Origin of the sequence: Mesorhizobium sp. B2-7-3 (assembly GCF_006440715.1) — a bacterium.
Classification (GTDB): Bacteria; Pseudomonadota; Alphaproteobacteria; order Rhizobiales; family Rhizobiaceae; genus Mesorhizobium; species Mesorhizobium australicum.
On sequence record NZ_VFTY01000001.1, the window covers coordinates 424,906 to 433,715 of the forward strand.

10 protein-coding genes are annotated in these 8,810 nt (G+C 65.7%); 4 read left to right on the plus strand and 6 right to left on the minus strand.

Annotated features, from left to right (window positions below):
• Positions 1-54 precede the first annotated feature (54 nt).
• Positions 55-561, minus strand: coding sequence for a ferritin-like domain-containing protein (locus FJW04_RS02135; RefSeq protein ID WP_015314781.1), 507 nt, complete (start codon positions 559-561; stop codon positions 55-57).
• A gap of 401 nt (positions 562-962) precedes the next feature.
• Here FJW04_RS02135 and FJW04_RS02140 point away from each other — a divergent pair, with 401 nt between their 5' ends.
• Positions 963-1,103: a hypothetical protein gene (locus tag FJW04_RS02140; protein ID WP_015314782.1), complete on the plus strand. Its 141-nt coding sequence runs from the start codon at positions 963-965 to the stop codon at positions 1,101-1,103.
• Positions 1,104-1,105: 2 nt separating this feature from the next.
• Positions 1,106-1,231: a hypothetical protein gene (locus tag FJW04_RS30525; protein WP_263484918.1), complete on the plus strand. Its 126-nt coding sequence runs from the start codon at positions 1,106-1,108 to the stop codon at positions 1,229-1,231.
• Between the two features lie 171 nt (positions 1,232-1,402).
• On the opposite strand, the gene FJW04_RS02145 is transcribed toward FJW04_RS30525, so the two are convergent.
• The 3 genes from FJW04_RS02145 to FJW04_RS02155 form a co-directional block, all read right to left on the minus strand.
• On the minus strand, positions 1,403-1,786 hold the full coding sequence (locus FJW04_RS02145) for a DUF1850 domain-containing protein (protein WP_140618416.1): 384 nt from the start codon (positions 1,784-1,786) through the stop codon (positions 1,403-1,405).
• 76 nt (positions 1,787-1,862) lie between these two features.
• Positions 1,863-3,968, minus strand: coding sequence for a TRAP transporter permease (locus FJW04_RS02150; RefSeq protein ID WP_140712081.1), 2,106 nt, complete (start codon positions 3,966-3,968; stop codon positions 1,863-1,865).
• A gap of 69 nt (positions 3,969-4,037) precedes the next feature.
• On the minus strand, positions 4,038-4,997 hold the full coding sequence (locus FJW04_RS02155) for a TAXI family TRAP transporter solute-binding subunit (protein ID WP_140660352.1): 960 nt from the start codon (positions 4,995-4,997) through the stop codon (positions 4,038-4,040).
• A 256-nt stretch (positions 4,998-5,253) separates the two neighbouring features.
• Here FJW04_RS02155 and FJW04_RS02160 point away from each other — a divergent pair, with 256 nt between their 5' ends.
• Complete coding sequence (locus FJW04_RS02160) at positions 5,254-5,622, plus strand: YciI family protein (protein WP_015314786.1); 369 nt, start codon at positions 5,254-5,256, stop codon at positions 5,620-5,622.
• Between the two features lie 7 nt (positions 5,623-5,629).
• Positions 5,630-6,874, plus strand: coding sequence for an RNA polymerase sigma factor (locus FJW04_RS02165; protein ID WP_015314787.1), 1,245 nt, complete (start codon positions 5,630-5,632; stop codon positions 6,872-6,874).
• Between the two features lie 36 nt (positions 6,875-6,910).
• On the opposite strand, the gene FJW04_RS02170 is transcribed toward FJW04_RS02165, so the two are convergent.
• Entirely contained in the window at positions 6,911-7,537 is a 627-nt protein-coding gene (locus tag FJW04_RS02170; protein ID WP_140712083.1) for a glutathione S-transferase family protein, read from the minus strand.
• A gap of 158 nt (positions 7,538-7,695) precedes the next feature.
• Positions 7,696-8,676 (minus strand): cysteine synthase A, encoded by a 981-nt coding sequence (cysK, locus tag FJW04_RS02175; RefSeq protein WP_140712085.1) that lies wholly within the window; start codon positions 8,674-8,676, stop codon positions 7,696-7,698.
• Positions 8,677-8,810: the final 134 nt, after the last annotated feature.

Here is an 8,810-nt window from a genome sequence, read left to right on the forward strand (position 1 = left end):
CAACCCGGTCGGGCCGGGGCCGGCGCGGTTGCCGCCGGCCCCGGCTTTCAGCCCCTATTCGGCGGCCTGCAGGTTGATCTTGCTTTCCGCGATTTCGGTCAGCTTGCGATCCGTCGCCTGCTCTTCCTTGAGATTCTTGGCCAGCACATTGGCGCAGTCGCTGCGGCCGAGCTGCTTGGCCCAGGCGATCAAGGTGCCGTAGCGGGTCATTTCATAGTGCTCGACGGCCTGCGCGGAGGCGATCAGCGCGGCATCCAGAACGTCCTTGTCGTCGACATCGCCGCTGACGTCGTCGGCCTCCTCGAGAATGCCGTCGATGGCCGGGCAGTTGACCTGCTTGGCCTTGACGCCATGCAGCTCGAACACCTGCTCGACGCGTTCGATATGGCCCTTGGTCTGCTCGAGGTGTTTTTCGAAGCCGGCCTTCAATTGCGGATCGGTTGCCTTGTCGACCATCTTCGGCAGCGCCTTCTCGATCTGCTTTTCGGCATAATAGATGTCGCGCAGCGTGTGCACGAAGAGGTCGTCCAGCGTTTTGATGTCCTTCGAAAAGAAGCCCATGATTTCAACCTTTCCATTGCTCTTGCTTGTTCGGGAGATCCCGGCCTTGCCTGGGCAGTGCCTGTGAGCCGGCGATGCCGGTTCTTGGAACTCAACGTCCATTGGTGGGGCCGGTTCCGAGCGCTCGCGGCCGCACGGCAGGAAATTCCCGGGCGGCACGAAAGTTGAAACACAAGCGCGCCAAGGCGACATTCAAACGAAACATATGTGATGCAAAAGTCACACCAACCGAAATGGTGACAAAAGGCGTCGAAACACCCCGAATCAGCCGCAATCCGGCCATGAAGCGACGGGTTTTCGACCAAAAATTAACATCACGTTCACTGAGTATTCACGCCTCGATGCTATCGTTCTCGCACTTCGGAAGGGACGTCCGAAAATCGGGACAGGGACCAGATAAAATGAACTTCCTCACGCAACTCATCGGCTATGCCGCCGCTATCCGCGAATTCGTCGCGCCGACCTATCGGCCCGAGCGCTATTACATGCGTGGCCCCGGTCCGGCCTGCGCCCGTCGCGGCACGTCGCTGGGCGCACACTGACCATGAGCTTCGAAAGCCGACACAACAGCCGCATCTGCAGGCCGGACGCCGACAGCCGCGCCACCGCCTATCGCGCCGAACGCCCTGTCCTGGCCGACCGCCGGCGTGCGGCAACGCCGCGTCTTTGATGCCGCCATCGGCTGGCTTGGTGTTATAGGACATAAGCAGCCGAGGCCAGCGTGACCGCGCGTCCGCGGACGAGCCATCCCACGCAAGCCGTCCCTCTGAACCCTTCGGTGCAGCCGCTGATCCTCTTCGAGAGCGTCGCGCCTGGTTGCGGCCAATCGGATGAATGCGCGCTACCGCGGCCGGCTCAAGCGATCGGCCACACAGGGTTGGAGCACAATCGCGCCGCCCGCCGCCTTACCCAGTTCGCGGCAATCCTGGGACGTGCACAGCGTCCAGCCACCGGCCGTCGCGCCGGAGGCCGCCAGCACGAGACGGGGCTGCGGCCCGACCTTGGGCGAATAGGCCCACCAGCCATCCTTCAGCACCGCACCTTCCGGCGGCTCCATGCCGGCACCCGAGCCTTTGATACGGGCCTCGACTACTTGCAGGCCGGAGGGCGTCACCTTCCAGTCTTCCTCCCAGCGCGTCCGCTCCACCGAATGCGCCCAGGACAATGTGAAGGCGGCAACGCCGAGCGTCACGCTCTTGCCGGCGGCGAGGATGCACAGGCTCATGCGGTTTCTCGCCTGAGCAGGATCGCCGCCGCCAGCCGGGTGCCGCTTTTTGCGTTCGCCGACCTTCGCTTCGGGATCATGCCCTGGCCGGCGCCTGCCGGGCACGCCAGACATGCCAGCCGATCCAGGCCAGCGACAGCGCCCAGCCGGTCTCATCGGTCAGCGGCACCGCCGCCACCAGCAGCACGCCGGCGGCGAAGGCGACCAGCCGTTCCCACCAGGCCATGCGCGTGGCAAGGAAGCCGACGGCGGCGGCGCCCCACAGCACGATGCCCATGCAGGCCTTGAGAACGATGTAGGCGACCTCGACGGGATAACCGAACTGGGCGGCGATCGGTCCGGCGTCCTGCAGCATCAGCGCCGGCGTGTAGACCGCCATGAACGGAACGACGAAGCCGGCAATGGCTAGTTTTGTCGCCTGGATACCGATCTTGAGGCCACTCTCCTTGGCCATGGGTGCGGCGGCAAAGGCGGCCAGCGCCACCGGCGGCGTCAGGTCGGCCATGATGCCGAAATAGAAGACGAACATGTGGCTGACCACCAGCGGCACGCCGAGCGACAGCAGCGCCGGCCCGGCCAGCGACGAGGTGATGATGTAGTTGGGGATGGTCGGGATGCCCATGCCGAGCACCAGGCAGGTCAGCATGGTCAGCACCAGCGACAGGAACAGATTGTTCTCGCCGATCGAGATGATCCAGCCGATGAAGGTCGAGGCGATGCCGGTCAGCGTCAGCGTGCCGATGACGATGCCGACGATGGCGCAGGCAATGCCGACGGGCAGCGCGTTCTTGGCGCCTTCGGCAAGCGAGTCGATGCAGATCCGCAGCGTCTCGCGGCCACCCTTGAAAGCAAGGCAGGCAATGACGAGTGCGGCGATGACAAGGCTGAGGATGTTGACGCCGAATTTCATGAAGGAGGAGGCGGCAAGCCCCAGCGCCAGCCAGAAGACGACGCGGAAGGCGAGCGGCCCGATCAGCGCCGCCAGCGGCGTGCCGAGGATCAGCACGATGGTCAGCGCCAGGCCCATCGTACCGGCGAAGACCGGTGTGTAGCCGGCGAACAGCAGATAGATCAGCGCCGCCAGCGGCAGCACCAGCGGCCAGTGCTGTCGCACCGCGTCCCAGGGGTTCGGCAGGTCCGCCTTGGCCATGCCGCGCAGGCCGGCCTTGCCTGCCTCCAGATGCACCTGCCAGAAACAGGCGCCGAAATAGAGCAGCGCCGGGATGATCGCCGCCTTGACCACATCGGCATAGGGGATGTTCAGCGTCTCGGCCATGATGAAGGCGACCGCGCCCATCACCGGCGGCATGATCTGGCCGCCCATCGAGGAGGTCGCCTCGACGGCGCCGGCAAAGGCCGAGCGGAAGCCGAAGCGCTTCATCAAGGGAATCGTGAACTGGCCGCTGGCCACCACATTGGCGACGCCGGAACCGGAAATGGTGCCCATCAGCGCCGAGGACAGCACGCAGACCTGCGCCGGGCCGCCGCGCCAGGTGCCGACCAGGCCGAGCGCGAAATCGTTGAACAGCGCGATCATCCCGGCGCGTTCGAGGAAGGCGGCAAAGACGACGAAGATGAAGATATAGGCGGCCGAGACATAGATCGGCGTGCCGTAAATGCCTTCGGTGCCGTAGGCGAAGGTGTCGACCAGCTGGGCGAAGTCATAGCCGCGATGGATGAAGGGCGGCGGCAGATGATTGCCGACGAAGCAATAGGCGAGAAAGATGAAGGCGATGGCCGCCAGCGGCAGCCCCATCAGCCGGCGCGCCGCCTCGAAGACCAACACCACCAGCACCGCGCCGACGATCAGGTCCGGCGTGGTGAGGAAGCCGGAGCGCCGGATGAGGTCGGTATAGAACACCCAATTGTACAGGCCGGTGCCGAAGCCGAGCACTCCCAGCGTCCAGAACGCGGCCTTGGCCGGCAGGCTGGTGGCGCGCAGATTGGCGATCAGGCCGAAGCCGAGCAGCAGCAGGAAGCCGACATGCATGGCCCGCACCACCTGGCTCGGCAGGCTGCCATAGGCGGCGATGTAGATCTGGAAGGCGGAAAAAGCGACCGCGATGGCGAAGGCCGCCTTGCCGGCGATGCCGTCGCCGAAACCCGGCGGCAGTCCTTCTACCTGCTCTTCGGCGACGGGGAGATGGAAGGTGGAGGATTTGCCGTCGACTGCTTCGCTCATCCGACGCACTCCAAAATGAGCGAATGATAGTGCGAGGCGCGTCGCGAAGACATCTCAGATAGTCCTCGCCTACTTCAGCAGCCCCTTCTCCTTGTAATACCGCTCCGCGCCCGGATGCAGCGGCACCGGCATGCCGTCGAGGGCCTTGGCCGGGTCGATCGCCTTGGCGGCGGCGTGCGCGGCGGCAAGCTGGTCGAGATGCTCGAACATCTGCTTGGTCATCTGGTAGGCGGTCTCATCCGAGACATCGGCCCGGGTGATGAGGAAATTGCCGACGGCGGCTGTCGCGACATCCTCTGCCTGGCCCTCATAGGTGCCCTTGGGAATGACCACCGACAGATAGGGCGAGCCGATCTTGGCGACGTCTTCGGCCGGCACCGCAACGACATTGATCGGCAAGGAGGTGGCGAGATCGCGGATCGAGGCGACGCCCAGCCCGGCCGATTGCAGCGTGGCGTCGAGCTGGCGGTTCTTGATCAGCTCGACCGATTCGGCGAAGGGCAGATATTCGACGCGGCCGAGGTCCTCGTATTTCAGCCCGGCGGCGGCGAAGATGGCCCGCGCGTTGAGCTCGGTGCCCGATGCCGGCGCGCCGACCGACAAGCTCTTGCCCTTGAGGTCGGCGAGCGTCTTGATGCCGGATTCCTGGCTGGCGACGATCTGGATGTAATTGGGATAGATGGCGGCGATGCCGCGCAGCTTGTCCAGCTTGCCGGGGAAGCCGGCCTCGGCATTGCCCTCGGCGGCCATCTTGACGGAATCGCCGAGCGCGAACGCGATCTCGCCCTTGCCCTGCTGCAGGAGGTTGAGGTTCTCGACCGAGGCCTTGGTCGCCTGCACCTGGGTGCGGGCGCCCTCGATGCCCTTGCCGTAGATTTCCGACAGTGCCACGCCGAGCGGATAATAGACGCCCGAAGTGCCGCCGGTCAGCACATTGATGAATTCCTGCGCGGTGGCGGACACCGCACCAAGGCCAAGGGAAAGCGCCATCGCGCCGGCAGCAATAAACGTCTTTCTGAAGTTCAACATCCGGTTTCCTCCCTGAAATATTGGCCGCATCGCCTCCCTGACGCGAACCGGGCGAGTTTAGACAGCGGAGGGGAAATGCCAACCCGCAATTCCGCTCGTTAGACGAATGGTTGAGAGTGTCGCCAAACATATGCCCGCTTGCACAAGGCGCGGCCGGAGCCGAAAGTTTTTCCAGCGCCTGTCGAAATCGGCCAAGGTCGCGCGACATACGTTCGGCCCGCAACGAAGCGGCCTTCGAAACCACGGGAGAAGACCCATGCGATACATGCTTATGATCTACGCCGACGAAGCCGCGATGGCGAACGTGCCGACCGAGGCGACCTATCAGATGAGCGCCGCCTATGACGCCTACACGGAAGCGCTGAAGAAGTCCGGCACCTGGCTGGCCGGCGACAGGCTGCGCCCGAGCCAGGCGACCACCCTGGTCCGGATGACTGACGGCAAGACCAGCGTGCTCGACGGCCCCTATGCCGACACCAAGGAGCAGCTTGCCGGCTTCTACATGATCGAGGCCGAGGACGCCGACGCCGCGATCGCCTGGGCGGCGCGCTGTCCGGCGGCCAGCACCGGGACTGTCGAGGTGCGGCCGATCTGGGAAATGGCCGACTATCTGCCCAGGAAATGACGGCGTGATGGACACACGCCCCGAAATCGCCCGGGTGGCCGCCGAGACGGCCGCCCGGCAGAGCTACGGCAAGCTGGTCGCCTGGCTGGCGGCGCGCACGCGCGACGTGGCTGCCGCGGAGGATGCGCTGGCCGACGCCTTTGCGGCGGCGCTTGAGCGCTGGCCGCGCACCGGCGTGCCGGAAAAGCCGGAAGCCTGGTTGCTCGCCGTGGCAAGGCGGCGGCGTGTCGATGCGGTGCGGCGGCGGCTGACCGGCGAAGCCGGCCGCGACCATCTCAAGCTGATTGCCGAGGAGGCGGAGGCGCGCATGACCGATGAGGACCTGCCCGACGAACGATTGCGGCTGATGTTCGCCTGCGCCCATCCGGCGATCGAACCCGGCGTGCGGGCGCCGCTGATCCTGCAGACCATCCTCGGCTTCGATGCCGCGACGATCGCTTCCGCTTTCCTGCTCTCGCCGTCAACGATGGGGCAGCGCCTGGTGCGCGCCAAGAGCCGCATCCGCGAGACCGGCATTCCGTTCCGCGTACCGGAGCGAGCCGAACTCGGCGAAAGGCTGGACGCGGTGCTGGAGGCAATCTACGCCGCTTTCGCCGAGGGCTGGTCCGACCCGGCCGGTACCGAGACGCGGCGCCGGAACCTCGCCACCGAAGGCATCTGGCTCGGCCGGCTGGTGGCCTCGCTGCTGCCGCAAGAGCCGGAAGCGCTGGGCCTGCTGTCGCTGATGCTGTTCGCCGAAGCGCGCCGCGCCGCGCGTCGCGACACGGCCGGAGAGTATGTGCCGCTCGCCGAGCAGGACCATGCACTGTGGGATCACGCCCTGGTTGACGAGGCCGAAGCGCTGCTCCGCCGTGCCGCCGCCATGGGCACGATCGGCCGCTATCAGCTCGAGGCGGCGGTCCAGTCGGCGCATGTGGCGCGACGACTGAGCGGCCGCACCGACTGGGCGGCGATCCGCGCGCTCTACGAAGCGCTGTTTTCGATCGCGGGATCACCGGTCGTGGCGATCAACCGCGCGGTGGCGATCGCAGAGACCGAGGGCGCCGTGGCAGGGTTGGCGGCTCTTTACGTGCTGGGAGACGACAAGCGGCTCAATGACTACCAGCCCTACTGGGCCGCGCGGGCCGGCCTGCTGGCCAGGCTCGGCCAGGCACCGCAGGCGCTCGAAGCCTATGATCGGGCGATCGGCCTAGAGCGCGATCCGGCGGTGCGCCGCTTCCTGCAGGCAAGACGCGCCGCTCTCATCCAATGAGCTCCCGGGCGCGGGCGGCCTTTCGGACCACCTCGTTCAGGCCGGCCACATCTCGTGCGACGTGTTGAGCGTCTTCATGAGCGGATGCTCGCGCAACCGCGCCCACAGGCGTTCGATACCGGGCCAGGCCGCCCGCGCCATGTCGATGTCGGGATGCCAGGCCACCAGCATGACGAGATAGATGTCGGCCAGCGACATCCGATCGCCGGCGAGCCAGTCGCGGTTGCGCAAGGCTGCATCGACGACGGTAAAACCGCGGTCCATCTCGGCGACCGCCGCCTGTTTCACCGCCTTCGACCCCTCGGCATCCGTCGTGTAGCGGTGGGCGTAGTAGAGCCGCAGCATCGCCGGGTAGAGCACCGAGGACATGAACGCCATCCAGCGCAGGAACTCCGCGCGCGCCGGTTCATCGGCGGTCGGCGCCAGGCCGGCTTGCGGGTGGCGCTCGGCGAGCAGGATGCAGATCGCCGCCGATTCGGTGATAGAGCGTCCGTCCGGCAAGGTCAGCACCGGCACCTGGTTCAACGGGCTGATGGCGAGGAAGGCCGGATCGGGCGCCTCGCTTTTCGGCACGTCGATCCGTTGGAAAGGCGCATCGATCAGCGCCAGCGCCGCCTCGACGACAAAGCCACCGCTGCCCGGACGCGTGTAGAGCTTGTACATGAAATCCTCCCCCGGCCCGAACCGGGGCGCGCTCGAGATTTGCACCGGAAGCAGGGGCTACTCAAGTCGGGTAAGGACTCCACGGCAGGTTTTTCAACGGGCCAGGCTCAGGACGCTAAACAAGCCACGTTAGCGCTGCTGTTCTTGGGTATCGAAGCCTAAGCTCCCAGCCCCTCGAACAGGATCGTCGACAGATACCGCTCGGCGAAATCGGGGATGACCACGACCAGGGTCTTGCCCTTGTTCTCGGGCCGCGAGCCGACGACGATGGCCGCCTGCAGGGCCGCGCCCGAGGAGATGCCGACCGGCACGCCTTCGAGGCGGGCGATGAGGCGCGCATTGGCGACCGAATCCTCGTTCGAGACCTTGACGATCTCGTCATAGACCGTGGTGTCGAGGATTTTTGGCGCGAAGCCGGCGCCGATGCCCTGGATCTTGTGCGGGCCGGGCTGGCCGCCCGACAGGACCGGCGAAGCATCCGGCTCGACGGCGACGACATGCAGCGCGGGCTGGCGCTTCTTCAAAACCTGGCCGACGCCGGTGATGGTGCCGCCAGTGCCGATGCCGGCGATGAAGATGTCGATCCCGCCCTGGGTGTCGTTCCAGATTTCCTCCGCCGTCGTCTTGCGATGGATCTCCGGATTGGCCGGGTTTTCGAACTGCTGCGGAATGATGGCGTTGGGGATCGTCGCGGCCAGTTCGTCGGCCTTGGCGATGGCGCCCTTCATGCCTTTCGGGCCTTCGGTCAGCACCAGTTCGGCGCCGAGCAGCGCCAGCATCTTGCGGCGCTCGACCGACATTGTCTCCGGCATGGTCAGGATCAGCTTGTAGCCCTTGGCGGCGGCGGCGAAGGCGAGCGCGATGCCGGTGTTGCCGGATGTCGGTTCGATCAGCGTGGTCTTGCCGGGGGCAATCTTGCCGGCCGCTTCCAGCGCCTCGATCATCGCTACGCCGATACGGTCCTTGACCGAGGCGATCGGATTGAAGAATTCGAGCTTGGCGACCAGATTGGCGACGATGCCCTTCTCCTTGGCGAACTTGTCGAGCCGTACCAGGGGCGTGTCGCCGATCGTGTCGGTGATGGAATCGTAGATGCGGCCGCGGCCGGGCACGCGGGCTGAAGTGACGGGCTTGTTCATTGGTTTCGCTCCCTGGATTTCAGGCAATTGGCAGTAGCCGACAGAATAGGGCTTTCAACCGCGCAAGATAGGCCGCGGCTGGAAAATATCCGAGTGGGGCACGTGCTGAAAACGCCTGGCCCCCGGAAAAGCAT

What these genes read in the sequence shown, in the direction of transcription:
- FJW04_RS02135 (WP_015314781.1), bottom strand. Translation starts at nt 561, where the DNA reads ATGGGCTTCTTTTCGAAGGACATCAAAACGCTGGACGACCTCTTCGTG.
- FJW04_RS02140 (WP_015314782.1), top strand. Translation starts at nt 963, where the DNA reads ATGAACTTCCTCACGCAACTCATCGGCTATGCCGCCGCTATCCGCGAA.
- FJW04_RS30525 (WP_263484918.1), top strand. Translation starts at nt 1,106, where the DNA reads ATGAGCTTCGAAAGCCGACACAACAGCCGCATCTGCAGGCCGGACGCC.
- FJW04_RS02145 (WP_140618416.1), bottom strand. Translation starts at nt 1,786, where the DNA reads ATGAGCCTGTGCATCCTCGCCGCCGGCAAGAGCGTGACGCTCGGCGTT.
- FJW04_RS02150 (WP_140712081.1), bottom strand. Translation starts at nt 3,968, where the DNA reads ATGAGCGAAGCAGTCGACGGCAAATCCTCCACCTTCCATCTCCCCGTC.
- FJW04_RS02155 (WP_140660352.1), bottom strand. Translation starts at nt 4,997, where the DNA reads ATGTTGAACTTCAGAAAGACGTTTATTGCTGCCGGCGCGATGGCGCTT.
- FJW04_RS02160 (WP_015314786.1), top strand. Translation starts at nt 5,254, where the DNA reads ATGCGATACATGCTTATGATCTACGCCGACGAAGCCGCGATGGCGAAC.
- FJW04_RS02165 (WP_015314787.1), top strand. Translation starts at nt 5,630, where the DNA reads ATGGACACACGCCCCGAAATCGCCCGGGTGGCCGCCGAGACGGCCGCC.
- FJW04_RS02170 (WP_140712083.1), bottom strand. Translation starts at nt 7,537, where the DNA reads ATGTACAAGCTCTACACGCGTCCGGGCAGCGGTGGCTTTGTCGTCGAG.
- cysK (WP_140712085.1), bottom strand. Translation starts at nt 8,676, where the DNA reads ATGAACAAGCCCGTCACTTCAGCCCGCGTGCCCGGCCGCGGCCGCATC.